We start from the raw sequence: 20,064 nt of genomic DNA, 5'->3' as shown, positions 1-20,064 counted from the left end.
TCCCTTACTGAACCAGGTAGATCACGGCGAACAGGGCGATCCAGACCACGTCGACGAAGTGCCAGTAGTACGACACGACGATGGTGGTGGTCGCCTCGTGCGTGCCGAACTTCTTGGCGGCGAACGAGCGCGCGAGGACAAAAAGCATGGCGATCAGTCCACCGATCACGTGCAGGCCGTGGAAGCCGGTCGTGAGGTAGAAGACCGAGCCATAGGGCGACGACGAAATCGTCAGGCCCTCGGAGACGAGCATCGCGTACTCGTACACCTGGCCGGCTACGAAGATCGAGCCCATGATGAACGTCAGCACGAACCACTCGTGCATGCCCCACGACTTCACCTTGAAGAAGGAGCCGGTGCGGCGGCGCTGGTAGCGCTCGGCCGCCCAGACGCCTGCCTGTGCGGTGAAGGAGGACAGCACCAGGATGGTGGTGTTGGCCAGCGCGAACGGAACGTTGAGCAGTTCCGTCTTCTCAGCCCAGATCTCGGGGACCTGGGCTCGCAGCGTGAAGTACATCGCGAAGAGACCCGCGAAGAACATCAACTCAGAGCTGAGCCAGACGATCGTGCCGACGGCTACCTGGTTAGGGCGCGTGGCATGGATGGGTGACGGCATAGTCGTCGCATGGGACATGGGTCCCATTATTGCGTAAGAATCCGTGTGAAGGCGCCAGCGAATCGCGGTCCTCCGTGGCTCGCAACCCATCAACGAATGAGCGCGCAAGTTCGTGCCAGAATGGGCGCCATGAGTGACGTCGCAAAGCACGACAAGTCCGAGGTGACGGCGCGCAAGGCGCGCATTCTGGTTTACAGCGATGACCGCAATGTGCGCGAGAAGGTGCGCTTCGCCGTCGGGTCGACGGTGGGCGGCCGGAGCGTCGAGTGGCTCGAGACCGCGACGCATGCCGCCGTCATCGAGGCCGTCGAGAATGAGCACTTTGACCTGCTGGTGCTCGATGGCGAGGCCGCCAAGGTCGGTGGCATGGGAATTTGCCGCCAGATCAAGCACGAGATCTACGCCGCTCCGCCGGTGCTGCTGCTCGTGGGGCGCCCGGCCGACGCATGGCTCGCGACGTGGTCGGAGGCCGAGGCCGCGGTGGCGCACCCCCTCGACCCGTTCGTGGTGCGCGACGCGGTCGAAGGCTTCTTCACCCCCGCGACCCAGTCGTCCTGACGCCCGGCGCGGCCGTGAGCCGCGCATCCGAGTTCATCTCCGACCGACCCGGAGGCACCGTGGCCACCCTGCAGGAACTGTTATCCCGCCTCGTCGAGCACGAGGACCTCACCGCCGAAGAGACTGCGGCCGTGATGGACGACATCCTCACGGATGCGGCGTCCCCGGTGGCGATGGGTGCGTTCCTCGCGGCGCTGCGCGTCAAGCGCGAGACGCCCACCGAGGTTGCCGGCCTCGCCGCCGCCATGCTCAAGCACTCGCTGCGCTTCGAGGTGCCCGGCCGCACCGTCGACATCGTCGGCACCGGCGGGGACGGCTTCGCCACGGTCAACATCTCTACCATGTCGTCGCTCGTGATGGCGGGCGCCGGCCTGACCGTGGTCAAGCACGGCAACCGAGCCGCGACGTCCAAGTCGGGCAGCGCCGATGTCTTGGGCGAGCTGGGCGTACGGCTCGACCTGCCCGTGGAGCGCGTCAAGGAGCTCGCGACCGAGGTGGGCATTACCTTCTGCTTCGCTCAGGTTTTCCATCCGGCGATGCGGTTCGCGATGCCCATCCGCAAGGAGTTGGGCGTCCCGACGACCTTCAACATCCTGGGCCCGCTGACCAACCCTGCACAACCGGCGGCGACCGCCATCGGATCGTCCAGCCTGCGCGTCTCACCGGTCCTCGCCGGCGTGATCGCCGACCAGGGACGCGAGGCTCTCGTGTTCTACAGCGACAACGGTCTCGACGAGCTCGCTGGCGTCTGCCCCGCGACCGTGTGGGAGGTACGTGGCGGGGGAGTGACGGAAATACGCCTCGACCCGGTCGCGGACCTGGGCCTCACACCCATCACGATCGAGGACATCCGTGGAGGCACGGCGGTCGAGAACGCCACCGTCGCGCGCGCGGTCCTCGCCGGTGAGCGCGGCGCGGTGCGCGAGACTGTGCTGCTCAACGCGGCCGCGGGCATCGTGTCCGACGCCACCCTGCCCGGCACGTCCTCGGGCACCCTCGTGGAGCGCATGCGGGCCGGCATCGGTCACGCGGAGCGTGCCATCGACTCGGGCGCGGCCGCCGACGTGCTCGACCGGTGGGTGGCGGCAACCCAGGCCTAGCGCCGACGCGATCGACTCGCCGCGTCTCCCCATGGGTGGTGCGTGCGGTGTTATCTGACGGTGTCCGCGAGGCGGCCGCGGTCGAGCCTGCGGGCGTCGACCCACTTGTGGTGGCGTCCGGGCGCCGTCAGCGGCGAGGACCACTCGCCATCAACGTGCAGCAGCCGAGTGCCGGGCCGGTCGAGCCACCGCAGAATCATCTCTTGTTCCTCGATGAGGGGCTCCGCAAGCTCGAACGTGTTCCACGCCTCCTGCAGCGGACCCGCAGCGGCCCAGACGCCGCTGCGCACGCGCGCCGAGCCCACGAGCGTCCCGCGCGAGGTGGAGATCAACTCCCATGCGTCCCCGTCGCGGCGTACGGCGACGATGCTGCACGCGCGCAGCGACGCCAGCCGCGCCGCCCGCTCGGCGGCGTCGACGATCGCGCTGATGGAGTCACGCAGTTCCGCGGCCCGCTCGAAACTCTCCGTGTTGGCATGTTCGGCAACCTCCGCCGCCAAGGCGTCGACGACGGGGGAGATGTCGTCGCGCAGCGCCGCGCGCGCGGCCTGCACAGTGGCCGCGTACCCCGACTCGTCTCCCCGCAGGCAGGGGGCGGCGCACCGGCCGAGGTCGAGCAAAATGCACGCGCGGGCATCGGCCCGGGGCGTGCGGGTGAGGCGCGTGCGGCAGGTGCGCACTCCGAGCGCTTGTTCGAGCGCCTCGACGGCGCGGCGGGCATCCGCCGCGGAGCGTAGGGGACCCAGGTCGGCACCGTCGGCCGCCGCCGAGCGGCTTACCACCAGGCGGGGGAACGGCTCATCCGTGAGACGCACCCACGGCGTGCGCTCGGGGCGAGCCGAACGCCGGTTGTAGTGCGGGCGATACCGGTCGATCATGCGCACCTCGAGCACATTCGCCTCGAGTTCGGTGGGCACGACCACCGTGTCCACTCCCACCGCGAGATCGACCATCTCGCGGATGGGTCGGCGTGTCTCGGCCTTCGTGAAGTAGGACTTCACTCGGGAGCGCAGGTTCTTGGAGGTGCCGACATAGAGGCGCTCACCGCGCGGCCCACGGAACGTGTAGACGCCCGGTTTGGCCGGCACCGCATCGGCCATCGTGGCCTTGCGGCGCACCTTCTCGGACACCGGGTCGCGCAACGTCGCGAGGTCGGCGCGGTGGGTGATGCCAAAGGCCGCGAGGCGCTCCAGCATGCCATGCAAGATCTCGCCGGTGGCACGCGCATCTTCGAGCGCGCGGTGGTTGGGGGTGACGCGCGTGCCGAAAACCCGCGCGAGGGTGCCGAGCTTGCGGTTGGGTGCCTCCTCCTTCGTCACCACCCGGCGGGCGAGGGCGAGGGTGTCGACGACCTCGGGGCGGGGCCAGTCGTACCCGTGGATCCGGCACGCCGCCTTCAAGAACCCCACGTCGAAGCGCGCATTGTGAGCCACGAGCACGGCGTCGCCCAGGAACTCCAAGAAGGACGGGAGGACCTGCTCGATGCGGGGCGCGGCCACCACCATGGCGTCGGTGATGCCGGTCAGCGCGACGATCATGGGCGGGATGGGAGCGCCCGGGTCCACGAGTGTCTGGAACTCGCCGACCACCTCGCCGCCGCGCGTCTTCACGGCACCGATCTCCGTGATGCCGCACTCGGCGGGTGACGCGCCGGTCGTCTCAAGGTCGACCACGACGAAGGTTGTCGCCGAGAGCGGCTCGCCGATCGCGTCGAGCGTGCCTTGGAGGTCCGTGGTCATGCCCTTACGGTAAGTCGACCCACCGACATCGACGCACAGCGGGGCGCCGTGACGCGTCGCCATGCGCCGATGTCAGACCCCCGTCGTAGCGTCGCCGGCATGAAGATCGATTGCGATACCTGCGAAGTGCGTGGCAAGGCGTGCGGTGACTGCGTCGTGTCATTCCTGACGATTCCCGTGCGCGCTGCGGCGCCACCGGCGATGGACGCGGACCAGAGCCGCGCCGTCGACCTGCTCGTGGCCGGTGGACTGGTTCCGCCGTCGCGACGGGTCGAACCGCGCGCCGTCCATCGGCGGGCGGGCTAACGACTCGCGTGGAACCCCACCCCGGGGCGAGGGCGCACCGGCGCACTACTTCGCCGCGTGCTTGCCCTGGTAGATCTGGTCGATCACCGGGGCGAAGTCCTCGAGCACGCGGGCGCGCTTCACCTTGAGCGACGGCGTGAGGTAGCCGTTGTCGACGGTGAGATCCTCGTCGAGGATGCGGTACGTGCGCACCGACTCCGCGCGCGACACGGCGCGGTTGGCGCGGTCCACCGCCTTCTGAATGCGCTCGAGGATGCGCGGATCCTGCGCCGCCTCCGCGACGGTCATCGGCTCCCATCCCTTGCCCTTGAGCCAGCCCGGCAGGGCCTCGGCGTCCAGGGTGATGAGCGCCGCGATGAACGGCTGGGAGTCGCCCACCACCACGCACTGACTGATGAGTGAGTAGCCGCGGATGCGGTCCTCGAGTTCGGCGGGAGCCACATTCTTGCCGCCCGCGGTGACGATGATTTCCTTCTTGCGGCCAGTGATCGTGAGGTAGCCGTCGGCGTCCTCGGAGCCGATGTCGCCGGTGCGCAGCCAGCCATCCTCCATCGCCTCGGCCGTGGCCTCGGGGTTGCGGTGATAACCGCGGAAGATCTGCTCACCGCGCATGAGAATCTCGCCGTCCTCGGCGATCTTGACCTCGAGGCCGGGCAGCGGCGGTCCGACGGTGCCGATCTTGGACAGGTCGGTGCGGTTCACGTGTGAGGCCGCGTTGGTCTCGGTCAGCCCGTAGCCCTCGAGCACCACGAGCCCCAGGCCACGGTAGAAGTGGCCCAGGCGGTCGCCGAGCGGGGCGGAACCGGACACCGCCCAGTGCGCCCGGCCACCCAGCAGTGCGCGAATCTTCTTCAGCACCAGCACGTCGGCGATCTTGTGGGTCAGGCGCAGCATGAACGAGGGGCCCGCCTCAGTGTCGAGCGCGCGCGAGTAACCGATCGACTGCTTCGCGGCCCAGCGGAAGATCTTCACCTTGCCGTCCGCCGCGGCCTTCTGCTCGGCGCCGTTGTAGACCTTCTCGAACACGCGCGGCACCGCGAGCAGCAGGGTGGGCTTCATGGTGCCGATGAGGGGCACCAGCCGCTTGGCGTCGGGGCAGTAGCCAATGACTACGCCGTTGGAGATGAGGATGTGCTGCACCAGGCGCGCAAGCGAGTGGGCGAGCGTGAGGAACAGCACCGTGGAGGCGCCCTCCTCGAAGATGATCTCGTGCATCTCGTCGGTCATGCCCTTGATGTGGCGCACGTAGGAGAACTGGGTCAGCTCCACGCCCTTGGGGCGACCGGTGGTGCCGGACGTGTACATGATGGTCGCGAGCGTGTCGTGGTTCACGGTCGCGAGGGCCGCCTCGAGCTCCGCGTCGCTGACCGTCGCTCCGCGCTCGGCGAGCGCTTCGAACGCGCCGTCGTCGATGACGAGGATGTCGCGCAGCGGCGTCGAACCCGCGTCGAGCACCTCCCGGGCGCGCGAGGCGTGTGTCGCGGTCTCGGCGATGACGACGCCCACCTGGGCGTCCTCGCAGATCCACTGAATCTGGTCGACGGAGGAGGTGTCGTAGATCGGCACGGGCACCGCGCCGGCGGTCATGATCGCGAGGTCGGCCACCGTCCACTCCCAGCGCGTGCGCGACAGGATCGCGACCGTGTCGCCCGGCTTCACCCCGAGAGCGATGAGTCCCTTGGCGGTGGCGTCGACCTGCTGACGTGCCTCGGCACCCGTGACGTCGGTCCAGCTGTCGTCGGGGAGAGGATTCTTCACGATCGTCTTTGATGCGTGGGACTCCCAGGTCTTGCGGACCAGGGAGACGATGTGGGGCGCGTACGTCGCGTCCTGAGGTGCCATGAGTTCGGTCTCCGTCGCTACAGCAGGGTTGGCTCACGATACCCTCTAGTGAGTCCCACCACCCAACAGAGGGAGCCCTGGCACATGCATGCGATCGGCGTAGATATTGGCGGCACGAAGATTGCCGTCGGTGTCGTCGATGAACAAGGTCGGATCGTCGCGAAGACTCGTCGGAAGACGCAGCCGGAGGACGCCGCGAGCATCGACGCCGCGATCGCCGATGCCGTGGCTGAGTTGGCCGCCGATCACGAGTTCGAGGCGATCGGCCTGGCAGCAGCGGGCTTTGTGTCGGCCGACCGGGAACGTGTGCTTTTCGCGCCGAACATCGCGTGGCGCGAGTACCCGCTCGCCGAGAAGGTCACCGCGGCCATCGGCCGCGACGACGTGCGTGTCGTGGTGGAGAACGACGGCAACGCCGCCGGGTGGGCCGAGTTCGCGTTTGGCCCTGCCCGCGAGGCCTCGTCCATGATCATGCTCACGATCGGCACCGGCCTGGGCGCCGCGATCATCTCCGACGGGCAGCTCATCCGCGGCTCCGCGGGATTCGCCGCGGAGCTCGGCCACGTCCGCGTTCAGCCCGGCGGGCACCCCTGCGGCTGCGGCCTCAAGGGCTGCTGGGAGCAGTACGCCTCGGGCTCCGCTCTCGTCCGGGAGGCGCGCCGCGCCGCGCGAGAGCGCTCGGTGCGGGCCGCGGGCCTGCTGCGCCTCGCGGGTGGGGACCCCGAGAACATCACCGGGCCGCTGGTGACGCAGATCGCGGAGGAGGGTGACGATCTGGGCATCGAGCTGCTGACCGACCTCGGCCGCTGGATCGGTGCGGGCGCCGCGTCGCTCGCCGCGGTGCTGGACCCGGAGATGTACGTTGTGGGTGGCGGCGTCATCGCCGCGGGCGACCTCATCCTCGAGCCGGCCCGTGAGTCGTACCTGAAGCACCTGCCCGCCGCGGGACACCGACCGGTGGCACCGATCGTTGCGGCCTCGATGGGCAACGATGCGGGTATCGTCGGAGCGGCGGAGCTTGCGCGCCTCGCCGTCGCCGAGGACGCGGCCACCCCGGGTCAGTCCGCCTAGTTACTGGAGGCACAGCGCCGTGTACTACGGGCTTTTCAAGCACGTCCTCATCGGACCCCCGGTGAAGACGTACTACCGGCCCTGGGCGGAGGGGACGGAAAACGTCCCCACGTCGGGCGGCGCGATCCTCGCCTCGAACCACCTGTCCTTTTCTGACTCGATCTTCCTGCCGCTCGTGTTGAAGCGAAAGGTGCTGTTCCTCGGCAAGTCCGAGTACTTCACCGGGAAGGGGCCGAAGGGGTGGGCGACGCGCGCCTTCATGGAAGGCTCGGGTGTCATTCCGGTCCACCGCGGAGGGGGCCGCGCCTCGGAGGCGGCCCTGCGCACGGGGCTCGAGGCTCTGCAGGCGGGCGAACTTCTCGGCATCTATCCCGAGGGCACCCGCAGCCCCGACGGACGCCTGTACCGCGGAAAGACGGGTGTGGCACGCATGGCCATCGAGGCGCGCGTGCCGATCATTCCCGTGGCCATGATCGACACCCACATCGCCCAGCCCATTGGGCAGAAGGTCCCCAGCCGCCACCCCATCGGGGTGCGCATCGGCGAGCCGATTCACATTTCCGCCTACGCGGGCCGTCAGGATGACCGCGAGGCGCTCAGGGAACTCACCGATTCGGTGATGACCGCCATCCAGGAGTTGTCGGGTCAGGAGTACGTGGACCGCGACGCCGCGCAGTACAAGCATCAGCTCGAGCGGGAGGCGAGGAGCCGCGGCTCCGAGCCCGACGCATCGGCCCCCTAGAATATTCACGCAACCCACACATCCCACGAAAGGTCTGCCATGTCGGTCCGCCGTGTCGCCCTGCTCACCGCGGGTGGTTTCGCCCCCTGCCTGTCCTCCGCCGTCGGAGGCCTGATCGAGCGCTATACCGAGATCTCACCCGAGGTGGAGATCATCGCCTACCAGCACGGCTACTGGGGCCTTTTGCAGGGCAAGTATGTGGAGATCACGGACACCGTTCGCCAGAAGGCGGGCCTGCTCCACGAGTTTGGTGGCTCGCCCATCGGTAACTCGCGCGTCAAGCTCACCAACTACGAAGACTGCTTCAAGCGTGGCCTTGTGGGCGAGGGTGAGGACCCCCTGAAGGTCGCCGCCGAGCAGTTGAAGGCCGACGGCGTGGACGTGCTGCACACCATCGGTGGCGACGACACCAACACGACCGCCGCCGACCTGGCCGCGTACCTGCACCAGAACGACTATGAGCTCACGGTGGTGGGCCTTCCCAAGACCATCGACAACGACGTGGTGCCCATCAAGCAGTCGCTCGGTGCCTGGTCGGCCGCGGAGCAGGCCAGCGAGTTTGCGCAGAACATCATCGGCGAGCACCGCTCGGGCCCGCGCATGCTCATCATTCACGAGGTCATGGGTCGCGCTTGTGGCTGGCTCACCGCCGCCGCCGGCATGAAGTACCGCCAGTGGCTCGACACCCAGGAGTGGCTGCCCGAGATCGGCCTGTCCAAGGAGCGTTGGGACATCCACGCCCTGTATGTGCCGGAGCAGAAGCTCGACATCGACGCCGAGGCGACCCGTCTCAAGGCGATCATGGACGAGGTTGGCAACGTCAACATCTTCCTGTCGGAGGGCGCTGGTGTGCCCGAGATCATCGCGGAGATCGAGGCCTCCGGCGGCACCGTGGAGAAGGACCCCTTCGGCCACGTGAAGCTGGACACCATCAACCCCGGCCAGTGGTTCGCCAAGCAGTTCGCGGAGAAGTTGGGCGCCGAGAAGGTCATGGTCCAGAAGTCGGGCTACTTCTCGCGCGCCGCGAAGGCCAACCCCGAGGACCTGCGCCTCATCAAGTCGATGACCGACCTCGCCGTCGAGTGCGCCCTGCGTGGCGAGCCCGGCGTCATCGGTCACGACGAGGAGGACGGTGGCCGCCTCAAGGCCATCGAGTTCCCGCGCATCGCCGGTCACAAGCCGTTCGACACCACGACCGAGTGGTACACCGAGCTGCTGACCGACATCGGCCAGGGGTGAGCGCATGAGTGAGGCAGCCCTCGCGGCCGCCGGCGTCGACTCGTACCGCGCCCTCGAGGCGAAGCAGCAGCCCACGTGGCCCGACCGTGACGCGCTCGACGCCGTCACGGGGCGGCTCAGTGAGTTGCCCCCGCTGGTGTTCGCCGGTGAGGCCGATGTGCTGCGTGAGCAGCTGGCCGCCGCGAGCAGGGGAGAGGCCTTCGTCCTCATGGGTGGCGACTGCGCCGAGATCTTCTCGGAGGCGACCGCCGACCGGATTCGCAACAAGATCAAGACCATCCTGCAGATGGCCGTCATCCTCACGTACGGCGCCTCGACGCCGGTGGTGAAGATTGGCCGCATGGCGGGCCAGTACGCGAAGCCGCGTTCCTCGGACTCCGAGACGCGCGACGGCGTCACGCTTCCCGCGTACCGCGGCGACATCGTCAACAGCCACGCGTTCACCGAGGAGTCGCGGGTGCCCAACCCGCAGCGCCTCCTCGACGCGTATCACGTGTCCGCCTCGACGCTGAATCTGATCCGCGCGTTCACGCACGGCGGCTTTGCCGACCTGCGCTCGGTGCACGCATGGAACAAGGGCTTCGCGGCCAACCCGGCATACGCCAAGTACGACCAGATGGCCGCGCAGATCGACCGTGCGGTGCGCTTCATGGGGGCCGCCGGCGGCGACTTTGATGCGCTGAAGACGGTTGACCTGTTCGCGAGCCACGAAGCGCTGCTGCTCGACTACGAGCGGGCACTGACGCGCATCGACTCGCGCTCGGGCGACGCGTACGACTGCTCGGGACACTTCCTGTGGATCGGCGAGCGCACGCGGGAGCTTGATGGGGCTCACGTCGAGTTCATGTCGAAGATCAACAACCCCATCGGCGTGAAGCTGGGCCCCACGGCCACGGGTGCCGATGCGATCGCGTTGGCCGAGCGTCTGAACCCGGACAACACCCCCGGTCGCCTGACCTTCGTCGCCCGCATGGGTGCTCAGCACGTGCGCGAGGCGCTGCCCCCCATTGTGGAGGCGGTGCGCGACGCCGGCATCAACGTGACGTGGCTCACGGATCCGATGCACGGCAACACGTTCACGTCGGACTCGGGCTACAAGACCCGTAAGTTCGACACGATCCTGGACGAGGTCACCGGGTTCTTCGAGGTGCACCGCGCCCTCGGCACCGTTCCCGGCGGGCTTCACGTGGAGCTCACCGGCGACGACGTGACCGAGGTCATGGGCGGCACCGAGGAGATCGACGACGAGGGTCTCGCGGCCCGGTACGAGACCAAGGTCGACCCGCGCCTGAACCACCAGCAGTCGCTCGAGATGGCCTTCCTCGTCTCGGAGTTGCTCAGCCAGGCGTAATCCCAGACGACAGCACAACGGCCGATGCCACGGTCACCGTGGCATCGGCCGTTGTGTGTGTCTGGGTGTCAGTACTCGAGGTAGATCTCGGTGCCGCGCTCAACCTGCGCGTTGGGGGCCGGATCCATGTTGAACACGACCGTGGAGAAGTTCCACGGGTTATCGTCGCCGGTCACGGTGAGGTACTGGCTCTCCAGCAACGCCTTCGCGTCCTCGAAGTTCATGCCGCGGACGTCCTCGACGGTGACGAGAGGCAGGCCCTCGGAGACGGTGATGCTCATCTCCTGTGTGCGGAAGCCGTCCGAGTTCGGCTCGGCGGACTGGGCGTAGACCTCGCCTGTCTCGACGTCCTCGGTGCGGCCGTACTCGATGGTCGGCTCGATCGCGTACTCCTTGAGCGCCGCCACTGCTTCGTCCTCCGTCATGCCCGTGAGGTCCGGGATCGTGATGGGGGCGGGACCCTCGGAGACCGTCAGAGTCACCGTGGAGTCATGCCGGATGGTCTCGCCGGCACCGGGAGTCATGCTGAGCACCTCGCCGGCGGGGACGGTGTCGTCGTTCTCCGTGCGCGTCTCACCGAGCGTGAAGCCGGCGTCGGTCAGCGTCTCCTCGGCATCGGCCTGGGCATCACCGACGACGTCGGGCACCTCTGTCATGCGTGGGCCTTGCGACACAGTGATGACGACCTCGGCGCCATTAAGGGCACGCGCGTTGGCGCTGGGCTCGGATTCGATGACGATGCCCTCGGCGACCACGTCGTCGTTCGTGTATTCGGTCTCGACGGTGAAGCCCTGGCTTTCCAGGGCTGTCTCCGCCTGTGCCTCGCTCAGCGTCGTCACGTCCGTGACCGTCGTGTAGGCGCCGGGGCCGATGGCCTGATACCACCACAGCCCGAGCGCGCCGAGGACGAGCGCCGCGGCCACGACTGCGCCCACCCACCAGCCCGCACGGTGACGCTGGCGGGTCGGCTCGGAGGCCTCGGGGTCGTCGTCGGGAAGGTCGTGGGCCACCGTGAGAGCGCGGGCCTCGCCATCGAGGCCGATGGGGAGCGCGATGGTCGCGCCCGCGGGGGATTCCTCGAGCACCGTGGTGTGGTCGCCATCGGTCGCGATCTCGTCGTCGCCCGAGGGGCGGGCGGCGCGCTTGTCGAGGGTGGGGTCGTCGATGGTCGCGCGTGTCTCACGCACCGCGACCAACGCCTCGGAGCCGTCCGTGGGGCGCACGGCGGCCTCGCGGGCGGACAGCACCGCCACCAAGTCGTCGATCTCCGTCGGCAACCACGGGACGAGCGCGGAGGGAGCGGGCACGTCCTCGTGGACGTGCCGCGAGGCCACGGCCAACGCGGTTTCGGCCGTGAAGGGCTGGTGGCCGGTGAGCATTTCGTAGAGCAGGATGCCCACCGAGTAGACATCGGCCCGGGCATCGGCCGAGGCCTCGGTGATGACCTCGGGCGCCAGGTAGGCGACCGTGCCGAGCAGGGTGCCGGTCGCGGTGGACGTGACCTCGGTGACGGCGCGGGCCAGGCCGAAGTCGGTGAGCTTGGGGCCGCCCTCCTCGTCGATGAGGACGTTTTCCGGCTTCACGTCGCGGTGCACCAGGCCGGCCCGGTGTGCTGCGGAGAGGGCATCGAGGACCCGTTCGGCGATGCCGAGCGCCTCGCCCACGCTCAGGGGACCCTCGTGCTGCATGCGCTGGCGGAGATTCTCGCCGCCCACGTATTCCATGGTCAGATAGGAGACCGAGCCGTCGACGCCCTGGTCGTAGACGCGCACCATGCCCGGGTGGGTGAGGCGTGCGGCGGCCTTGGCCTCGCGACGGAAGCGGGCGACGAAGTCGGCCTCGGTGGCATCGGCCGCCAAGTGAGGGTGCATCACCTTGAGGGCGACGTCTCGTTCGAGTCGGCGGTCGAAGGCAACGTACACGGTCGCCATGCCGCCCGCGGCCACGCGCTCACGCACCTCGTACCGGCCGTCGATAACGCGGCCGATCAGCGGGTCGGTGAGGGTCTCTGACACGGTCACATTGTAGGCAACGCGCAGGCGAGGCAGGTGGTGCCCGCGCCGTGTGCCGCGAGGGTCAACCGAACCGCTTCATGTGGGCCTTGACGGACGCCACATACTGCTTGGTGTCGGAATACATGCCGTACTTCGCCACCCCGGTTTCGCCCTGGTAATACCCGGCGATGGCGATGTCCAGGTCGCGTCCACCGCGCGTCAGGTGCTTCAAGATCGCGACGCCGGCCTCGACATTGTCGACCGGGTTCAAGAGGTTCAGGTCGCGCCCGACGAGGTCGGAGGCCCACTGGCCGGAGGTGGGGATGACCTGCATGACGCCGATGGCGTTGGCAGGGGAGACGGCACGCATGTTGAAGCCCGACTCCTGGTAGGCGACGGCCTGGGCGAGCGCGGGGTCGACCCCGTAGCGCTTCGCGGCGGCCACGACCATGGATTGCATGTCGGCGCGGCTCGGCACGCTGATGGAATTCAAGGTGGCCTTGTTTTGGTTGGCGGCACCCACGACGCCGGCGGCGTAGGTGCGGCCCGCGAACGAGTCACCCACCAGACCGCTGGCCAGCGTCGCGAATTCGTCGAGGTTGTTTTCGGTCGCCAGCGTCACCGTGTTCGACGTCGGCGTCGCGCCGCCCGTCGCGCCGGTGCTCACGCCGGGGATGGTGAGGGCTTGGCCGATGCGGATCATCGCGTTGCTGCCCAGGCTGTTGGCCTTGACGATCGCGGAGATCGTGGTGCCGTACTTCACGGCGAGGCCCGAGACGGTGTCGCCGGAGGAGACGCGGTGGGTGGCCGATGCGGTGGTGGTCGGGGCCGACGTGGTGGGGGCGGCGGTGACCGTCCCACCCTTCCCGGGGATGGTGAGGGTCTGGCCGATGCGGATCATTGCCGACGAGCCCAGCGAGTTCGCCTTCACGATCGACGCCACCGAGGTCCCGTAGCGCTGGGCGAGCGCCCACACGGTGTCGCCACTGGCGACCTTGTGGGTACCCGAGGTCGTCACCGCCGCCGTCGACTGCGAGGTCTTTGCGGAGCTCGACGCCGTGAGCGACGGGATCGTGAGGGTCTGGCCGGCGTAGATGCGGGCGCGCGAGTCGAGGTGGTTGGCGTCGACGATGCGCTTGACGGATGTGCCGTACTTGACGGCGAGGGCCGAGACCGTGTCGCCCGGCGAGACGCGGTGCTCGTCGGCGGCGACCGCGGGGATGGCACCGGTGGCGGTGATGGCAAAGGCCGTGCCGGCGGCGACGGCCGCTCCGGCCGCGCGCTTCAGATGGTCTTGGCGTCCCACGATCGCTCCTCCTGAGGCAGATGTGCCCCATGTGACTGTTGTGACAAAAGTGACTGTAGTTGACGGTGGGACCATCGGCAAGGAGTTCGCGCATCCGAGCGGCGCGGCGTTCTATACGCTGTAGGGGTGAGTGACGAGACGACCTGGCTGCCCGTTCCCGACTTCGCCGACGCCCTGGGCGTCAGCGCCTCGGATGTGCGAGACATGATTCGCTCCGGCGGCCTCGTGGCGGTGCGCCGAGGCGACAACGACGCGTGGCACCTGTTGGGCGACTTCATTGAAGAGTCCGACGGGCGGGCGCGCGTGCTGCCCACACTGGCGGGAACGCTCACGCTGCTGCGCGACAACGGCTTCACGGATGAAGAGATCGTGGAATGGCTCACGACGTTCCACGAGGAACTCAGCGCAACCCCGTTGAACGCACTGCGCGAGGGCAAGCGAGCACCCGTACGCCGCGTCGCTCAGACCCTGCTGTAGCGGCCCCTACGCGGCGCGGTCGACCAGCGCCGTCACGAGGTCGTTCAGAACGGCGGCGCCGGCATCGTCGAGGTCGCAGTCGGACAGCAAGCGGCGGGCCTCATCGGTGAGCGCGGCGATGCGCGCCTCGACCGCGGTCGTCGCGCCGGTCGCGACGACCGCGGCGACCCCCCGCTCCACCGCGGCGTCACTGGCATCTCGGTCGCCCATGACGGCGGCGATCGCGGCGCGCGTGTCCTCGTCGCCATGGCGCCAGGCGTGCCACACCAGGATGGTGCGCTTGCCCTCCCTGAGGTCATCGCCGGCGGGCTTGCCAGTCGTGGCGGGCGCGCCCACCAGGCCCAGCACGTCATCGCGCAACTGGAATGCGACGCCCAAGCGGCGTCCGATGGCACGCATGGCCTCGACCGCGTCGGGGTTGGCACCCGCGACGGCCGCGCCGAGTGCCAGGGGATACTCGGCCGAATAGGAGGCGGTCTTGGCGCGCATCACGGCCACGATCTCGTCCTCTTGATCCGCGAGGTGCTCGAGCGGCTGTGCCGCGGCACGCATGTCGGCGTACTGGCCCGCCGTGACAAGGTCGGCCATGTCGGAGAAGAGTCCCGAGAGCAGTGCGGGGTCGACGTCTGCCTGGGCGCACGCTGCACCGACGGCACGCTGGCATGCCATGAGAGCGAGATCGCCGGACAGCACTGCACCCGCAGCGCCGAAGTCGTCGGCAGGGCCTGCCCAACCGCGTGAGCGGTGAAGAGACTCAATCATGCGGTGCGCGGCCGGGCCGCCGCGCCTCGTGTCGGAGTCGTCGAGGACGTCGTCGTGAAGGAGAGCCGCCGTCTGGAACAGCTCGAGAGCGGCCGCGAGGGCGACGGCAGCGTCGCCCGCCTCGCCGCCGTGGGCACGATGAGAGGCGAGCAGCAGGAGCGCGCGCAGTCGCTTGCCCCCGGCGGCGTAGCGCTCGAGCGGTTCCAGAATCTCCGTGGCGCTGGGCACGGCCTCCACCACTGGGCGGGACACGGCGGCGAGGGTAGCGGCGATCTGAGCATCGGTGCGGTGACGCCAGAGGTCAAGAGAGGAACTCACCGGGTCAGCCTACGGCCCCGTCCCCACCGCTCCCTCAGCCGGCGTCCTGTCCACAGCCGGTGGTGCGCCGCGGCGCCGAAGCGTCACCTCGGCACAGCCTGGGCGCATGAACTCCACCACCATTCACGGCCCCGGCGAACTGATCGCCTCCCTCCCGGTCCTCCTCGGAGCGGCACCGCGCGACGCCGTCATCGTCATCGGTACCGGGCACGCCGACGAGCTCCTCACCGCGGTCAGCATCCCCCGCGTCGATCTATGCGTCCCCGAGCTGTCGCCCGAGACCGCGCCCACGCTCGCGCGTGACCTCGTCGATGCGGGCGTGCTGCGAGCGGCCGTGGTCAGCTGGAGTGACCTCGAGCCGGGCTCGGCCTGCCCGGCCCTTAGTGAACTGCTGCCGGTCCTCGAATGCGCGGGGGTCGACGTCATGGCCTGGGTCACGGATGGCGCCACCTATTGGGGCGAGGAGTGCGGCGATGTGGGGTGCTGCCCACCACACGGGCGTCCCGTGCCGACGCGGCCCGTTGTCGTCGAGCGGCGCGCGCGGGCCCTCGCTCGTCACACGCCGACCTCGCGACCAGCGGTGCCGTCGGAGACCAAGAAACGCGCCGCGCGCGCCGCTGACAGGTGGCGTCGCCACCAGGAGATGGAACGCGACGAGTGGTGTCAGCGGGCATGGGGCTTTGTGCAGGCCAGCATGGCCACCGATGTCTCCGCACCGCAATGGGGCAAGGCCATCGCATCGCTGGACGATGTCCGTGTGCGCGACGCGCTGATCGTGCGGTGGCTGGGTGCCTCGCCCACTGTGGTGCGCGACGTCCTCCAGGGGCGCCAGAGCCGCGCCGTGCACCGCGTCATGGACGGCGCGCTACGGCCAGGCTCGACCGCGGTCCCGGACGACGACGTGATCGATGCGGCACGCCAGTGGTGCGTCGAGGCCACCGCTCACGCCCGCCGGCGCGACAGGGCGCCGCTGTATGCGCTCGCGGCGGTCCTCGCATGGTGGCAGGCGGACCTCGTCACGTCCCGCGAGTGCGCGCACGAGGCTCTCGCATGCGATCCTGGTTACACCTTGGCGATGTTGCTGAGAGAGATGTGCGAGATGGGACTGGGGCCGGGCTGGCAGCGCGAGCTCCCCGATGACTGGTGAACGGCGCGCGAGGAGCGTCAAAATCGCGGGTGTCAGGGGAACGTATCACCGTGGATCGTCGTTATAATTGAATGGATTTGCGCGAGGCGCTCACCGTCTTCGACAGTTCCCCGGTCCTATGCAGAGGAGCGCGATGACGTCCCTTCCCGCTGAAGGACCGGACGAGCAAGGCGCTCGCCCGCGCAAGCCCACCACGACGACCACGTCAGCATCTGCTGTTCGCACCGCGACATCGCAGACGCCCTCCCGACGTAAGGAGAAGGCCACGACTACCGCAGCCACGTCCACCGCCCGCAAGAACGCGAAGGCGTCGACAGCGAAGGCCAGCACCGAGGCCACCGGCACGGAGGAGACCGAGGAGGCCACGGCCACCAAGGCTCCCGCCAAGAAGGCACCCGCTCGCCGCACCGCCGCGAAGAAGGCTCCCGCCAAGAAGGCCGCGGCGAAGGACGAGCCCGAGGACGAGCCCACGGTCGACGCAGACGCCGAGGACGCCGACGGCGACGCCAAGGGCGACGCAGGCAAGGACGAGCCGGAGGACGAGTCACGCGGCTTCGTGCTCGGCAACGCCGAGGATGACGCCCCGGTCCAGCAGGTGATGACGGCCGGCGCCACCGCCGACCCCGTCAAGGACTACCTCAAGCAGATCGGAAAGGTCGCGCTCCTCAACGCCGAGCAGGAGGTCGACCTTGCCAAGCGCATCGAGGCCGGCCTGTTCGCCGAGGAGAAGCTCTCGAGCGGCGAGAAGATCGCCCCGAAGATGCGCACCGAGCTCGAGTGGATCGCGAACGACGGCCGTCACGCGAAGAACCACCTGCTCGAGGCGAACCTTCGTCTGGTCGTGTCGCTCGCCAAGCGCTACACCGGCCGCGGCATGCTCTTCCTCGACCTCATCCAGGAGGGAAACCTGGGCCTCATCCGTGCGGTCGAGAAGTTCGACTACACCAAGGGCTACAAGTTCTCCACCTACGCCACGTGGTGGATCCGTCAGGCCATCACCCGCGCCATGGCCGACCAGGCACGCACCATTCGTATCCCCGTGCACATGGTCGAGGTCATCAACAAGCTCGCCCGCGTACAGCGCCAGATGCTCCAGGACCTGGGCCGCGAGCCCACCCCCGAGGAGTTGGCCGCCGAGCTGGACATGACCCCCGAAAAGGTCGTGGAGGTCCAGAAGTACGGCCGCGAGCCCATCTCGCTTCACACCCCGCTCGGCGAGGACGGTGACAGCGAGTTCGGTGACCTCATCGAGGACTCCGAGGCCGTTGTCCCGGCCGACGCCGTGGGCTTCACGCTCCTCCAGGAGGAACTGAGCAAGGTCATGGACACCCTGTCCGAGCGCGAGGCCGGCGTGGTCGGCATGCGCTTCGGTCTCACCGACGGTCAGCCCAAGACGCTCGACGAGATCGGCCGCGTCTTCGGCGTGACCCGCGAGCGCATCCGCCAGATCGAGTCCAAGACGATGTCGAAGCTGCGTCACCCGTCGCGCTCCCAGGTGCTGCGCGACTACCTGGACTAAGCCCCAACCACGCACAACAGAGGCGCCTCACCCGCACGGGTGAGGCGCCTCTGTCGTCGTGTGCCGTGCCGGGCCGCGGTGAGGTCGCGATAGCATCGACGCCGAACCTTAGGGGAGGAACCCACGTCATGGACGTCCTGCGTTACGCACTGCTGATCCTGCACTTCATCGGACTCGCCGCCATCCTCGGCCCGTTCCTCGACCAGCTGCGAGCCTCCGCCAAGCGCATCACTCAGACCATGGTCTGGGGTGCACGCGCCCAGGTCCTCACCGGGATCTTGCTGGTGGGCGTGGCGGAGATGAACGACGTCGACGTCGACCACGCCAAGATCGGCGTGAAGCTGGCGGTCGCGCTCGCCATCGCTGGCCTCGCCGAGGTGGGTGGCAAGAAGACCCGCGCGGCACTCGCAGGCGACGGTGACCTCGCGCCGGTGCGCACCTTCTGGTGGCTGGTGGGAGCGCTGACGGTGGTGAACATCATCGTCGCCGTCTCCTGGCGCTGACATGGCGCTCACTCGGGAGGCCACCCCGGCTGATGCGGCCGAGATCGTCCACCTGGGCGCGCTCATGTATAAGGCGGTCGGCGCGAAGCCCACACCGACCTGGGCCGTCGATGCGACGCGGCTGGTCCGTGATCGCCTGGGCAAGGACCTCATCGGCATCGTGATCGACGCCCCCGAGGGCGGGCTGGCCTGCTGCGGCCTGGTCAACATTGCGCCCCGCCTGCCGAAGCCCGGCGCCAACGCCCACCACATGGGCTACATCCAGTGGGTGTCGACCGCGCCGCAACATCAGCGCAAGGGCTACGGGCGCGCCGTCATGGAGGCACTCCTGCGCGAGACCGACGCGCGCGGCATCGAGGTGGTCGAGTTGCACGCCACCCCCATGGGCAAGCCCTTGTACGAGGACCTCGAGTTCTGGGTGAAGTCCGACAACATCGCGATGATGACCGTGCGTGGCCGCGCCGACGTGCCCGACACCAGGGGCGAAGGACTCTAGGCGACGTCGTCCGTCATGGGGTCGTCGTCGAGGGGGCCGATGCGGTGGTCGCGCCGGAAGTCGTAGGCGGCGTACGGAGCGGCGAAGGCCACGGCCGCCGCAAGGCCAGCGGCCCACATCACCGCGAGGTCGTGGGGCTCGCCCTCCGCGCGTCCGGCCGCGATCCAGCCCAGTCCCCAGGCCATCGCGAGGCCGGTAGCGATGGCCAGCACGGGAGTCCAGCGCAGGCGCAACGCGATGACGACGGAGAGGACGCCCACTGCGGCAAGGGCGGCCACGGCCCACACGGTCCCCGCTGACGCATCGACACCCAGGCCCTGGCGTCCCGCGGCAGTCACATTCGCGACCGTGGCGACCGCCGACCACCCGAGGTAGAGCCCGACGGTGATCTCGGTGGCGGCGAGGTCGAGCGGGTTCGCGGCGGGAACCTCCGTCAGCCGTGCGGCGACGACCCCGAGGACCGCTACCAGCGCGGCGATCACCACGACCGACAGCCACAGCCATCCGGCCTGAACGACGGTGATCCAGACGGCATTGAGGACCATCGAGGCGAGCACCCACCAGGCGACGGCGCGCATGCGCGGGTCGCTCGCGCGCGTCGGCAGCAATTGGACCACGGCGAAGAGCAGCAACGCGGCGTAGATCGCCGACCAGACGGAGAAGGCGGGGGAGTCGGGGGCCACCAGGGTGGCATCGGCCGCAAGTGCACCGCCGGCGGCGTCCTGGATCGGTGTGCCGCCGAACGCGCCGGAACCCCAGGCGGCCCCGAGCATCGCGATGATGGCACCGACCGCGACGGTCCATTGGCGCACCCGGTCGGCGGCGGTGGTCGTGGGCGTCTCGGTGGTCGTCATGAGTCCTCCTTGGTGACCACAACGCGGGGCGCGCCGTGAGTAGTCCCGGCCACCGCATCGGCCCGGCGAACGGCATCGCGCGGTGCGCCTGTACGACCGTGTCGGCGGCGGCGTCTACCCTTGT

19 protein-coding genes are annotated in these 20,064 nt (G+C 68.9%); 12 read left to right on the top strand and 7 right to left on the bottom strand.

Going from position 1 to position 20,064, the window contains the following annotated elements; translation table 11 throughout:
• Positions 1-4: 4 nt before the first annotated feature.
• On the bottom strand, positions 5-634 hold the full coding sequence (locus B7K24_RS11835; RefSeq protein ID WP_084130539.1) for a heme-copper oxidase subunit III: 630 nt from the start codon (positions 632-634) through the stop codon (positions 5-7).
• A gap of 111 nt (positions 635-745) precedes the next feature.
• Between B7K24_RS11835 and B7K24_RS11830 the strand changes: the two genes are divergently transcribed.
• Together B7K24_RS11830 and trpD are read left to right on the top strand one after the other, a co-directional pair.
• Positions 746-1,174 (top strand): response regulator, encoded by a 429-nt coding sequence (locus B7K24_RS11830; protein ID WP_084130605.1) that lies wholly within the window; start codon positions 746-748, stop codon positions 1,172-1,174.
• Positions 1,175-1,188: 14 nt separating this feature from the next.
• Positions 1,189-2,274 carry an anthranilate phosphoribosyltransferase gene (trpD, locus tag B7K24_RS11825; protein ID WP_234986697.1) on the top strand — a complete coding sequence of 362 codons (1,086 nt, stop codon included), beginning with the start codon at positions 1,189-1,191 and terminating at the stop codon, positions 2,272-2,274.
• Between the two features lie 50 nt (positions 2,275-2,324).
• Here the strand turns inward: trpD and B7K24_RS11820 are convergent, their stop codons facing one another.
• Entirely contained in the window at positions 2,325-4,013 is a 1,689-nt protein-coding gene (locus B7K24_RS11820; protein ID WP_084130604.1) for a DEDD exonuclease domain-containing protein, read from the bottom strand.
• Between the two features lie 99 nt (positions 4,014-4,112).
• Between B7K24_RS11820 and B7K24_RS11815 the strand changes: the two genes are divergently transcribed.
• Entirely contained in the window at positions 4,113-4,319 is a 207-nt protein-coding gene (locus B7K24_RS11815) for a hypothetical protein (RefSeq protein ID WP_200808344.1), read from the top strand.
• A gap of 45 nt (positions 4,320-4,364) precedes the next feature.
• On the opposite strand, the gene B7K24_RS11810 is transcribed toward B7K24_RS11815, so the two are convergent.
• Positions 4,365-6,161, bottom strand: coding sequence for a long-chain fatty acid--CoA ligase (locus tag B7K24_RS11810; protein WP_084130536.1), 1,797 nt, complete (start codon positions 6,159-6,161; stop codon positions 4,365-4,367).
• Positions 6,162-6,245: 84 nt separating this feature from the next.
• Here B7K24_RS11810 and B7K24_RS11805 point away from each other — a divergent pair, with 84 nt between their 5' ends.
• The 4 genes from B7K24_RS11805 to B7K24_RS11790 are packed head-to-tail and all read left to right on the top strand — an operon-like array spanning position 6,246 to position 10,564.
• A complete protein-coding gene (locus B7K24_RS11805) occupies positions 6,246-7,232 on the top strand; it encodes an ROK family glucokinase (RefSeq protein ID WP_084130535.1) in 987 nt (328 codons plus the stop codon).
• 19 nt (positions 7,233-7,251) lie between these two features.
• Positions 7,252-7,974 carry a 1-acyl-sn-glycerol-3-phosphate acyltransferase gene (locus tag B7K24_RS11800; protein WP_084130534.1) on the top strand — a complete coding sequence of 241 codons (723 nt, stop codon included), beginning with the start codon at positions 7,252-7,254 and terminating at the stop codon, positions 7,972-7,974.
• Positions 7,975-8,013: 39 nt separating this feature from the next.
• Positions 8,014-9,213, top strand: coding sequence for a pyrophosphate--fructose-6-phosphate 1-phosphotransferase (locus B7K24_RS11795; RefSeq protein ID WP_084130533.1), 1,200 nt, complete (start codon positions 8,014-8,016; stop codon positions 9,211-9,213).
• A gap of 4 nt (positions 9,214-9,217) precedes the next feature.
• A complete protein-coding gene (locus B7K24_RS11790) occupies positions 9,218-10,564 on the top strand; it encodes a class II 3-deoxy-7-phosphoheptulonate synthase (protein WP_084130532.1) in 1,347 nt (448 codons plus the stop codon).
• 68 nt (positions 10,565-10,632) lie between these two features.
• On the opposite strand, the gene pknB is transcribed toward B7K24_RS11790, so the two are convergent.
• A complete protein-coding gene (gene pknB / locus B7K24_RS11785) occupies positions 10,633-12,579 on the bottom strand; it encodes a Stk1 family PASTA domain-containing Ser/Thr kinase (protein ID WP_084130531.1) in 1,947 nt (648 codons plus the stop codon).
• Between the two features lie 61 nt (positions 12,580-12,640).
• A complete protein-coding gene (locus B7K24_RS11780; RefSeq protein WP_234986696.1) occupies positions 12,641-13,864 on the bottom strand; it encodes a LysM peptidoglycan-binding domain-containing protein in 1,224 nt (407 codons plus the stop codon).
• A 126-nt stretch (positions 13,865-13,990) separates the two neighbouring features.
• Here B7K24_RS11780 and B7K24_RS11775 point away from each other — a divergent pair, with 126 nt between their 5' ends.
• Positions 13,991-14,341, top strand: coding sequence for an Rv2175c family DNA-binding protein (locus tag B7K24_RS11775; protein WP_084130529.1), 351 nt, complete (start codon positions 13,991-13,993; stop codon positions 14,339-14,341).
• A 6-nt stretch (positions 14,342-14,347) separates the two neighbouring features.
• Here B7K24_RS11775 and B7K24_RS11770 read toward each other — a convergent pair whose 3' ends face one another.
• Positions 14,348-15,421 (bottom strand): polyprenyl synthetase family protein, encoded by a 1,074-nt coding sequence (locus tag B7K24_RS11770; RefSeq protein WP_084130528.1) that lies wholly within the window; start codon positions 15,419-15,421, stop codon positions 14,348-14,350.
• Positions 15,422-15,527: 106 nt separating this feature from the next.
• Between B7K24_RS11770 and B7K24_RS11765 the strand changes: the two genes are divergently transcribed.
• The 4 genes from B7K24_RS11765 to B7K24_RS11750 all read left to right on the top strand — a co-directional run bounded on the left by B7K24_RS11765 (position 15,528) and on the right by B7K24_RS11750 (position 19,086).
• Entirely contained in the window at positions 15,528-16,568 is a 1,041-nt protein-coding gene (locus B7K24_RS11765) for a DUF4192 domain-containing protein (protein ID WP_084130527.1), read from the top strand.
• 133 nt (positions 16,569-16,701) lie between these two features.
• Complete coding sequence (locus B7K24_RS11760) at positions 16,702-18,087, top strand: RNA polymerase sigma factor (RefSeq protein ID WP_200808343.1); 1,386 nt, start codon at positions 16,702-16,704, stop codon at positions 18,085-18,087.
• A gap of 128 nt (positions 18,088-18,215) precedes the next feature.
• A complete protein-coding gene (locus B7K24_RS11755; RefSeq protein ID WP_084130525.1) occupies positions 18,216-18,590 on the top strand; it encodes a hypothetical protein in 375 nt (124 codons plus the stop codon).
• Between the two features lies 1 nt (position 18,591).
• A complete protein-coding gene (locus B7K24_RS11750) occupies positions 18,592-19,086 on the top strand; it encodes a GNAT family N-acetyltransferase (protein WP_084130524.1) in 495 nt (164 codons plus the stop codon).
• On the opposite strand, the gene B7K24_RS11745 is transcribed toward B7K24_RS11750, so the two are convergent.
• Positions 19,083-19,940, bottom strand: a complete 858-nt coding sequence (locus B7K24_RS11745) for a tryptophan-rich sensory protein (protein ID WP_200808342.1) — start codon at positions 19,938-19,940, stop codon at positions 19,083-19,085. The genes B7K24_RS11750 and B7K24_RS11745 overlap by 4 nt on opposite strands.
• Between the last annotated feature and the right edge of the window lie 124 nt (positions 19,941-20,064).

The sequence above is a fragment of the Demequina sp. NBRC 110055 genome (assembly GCF_002090135.1).
Taxonomy (GTDB): domain Bacteria; phylum Actinomycetota; class Actinomycetes; order Actinomycetales; family Demequinaceae; genus Demequina.
The sequence above is the reverse complement of the archived record's forward strand: the minus strand, read 5'-3'. Positions and strand labels throughout refer to the sequence as shown.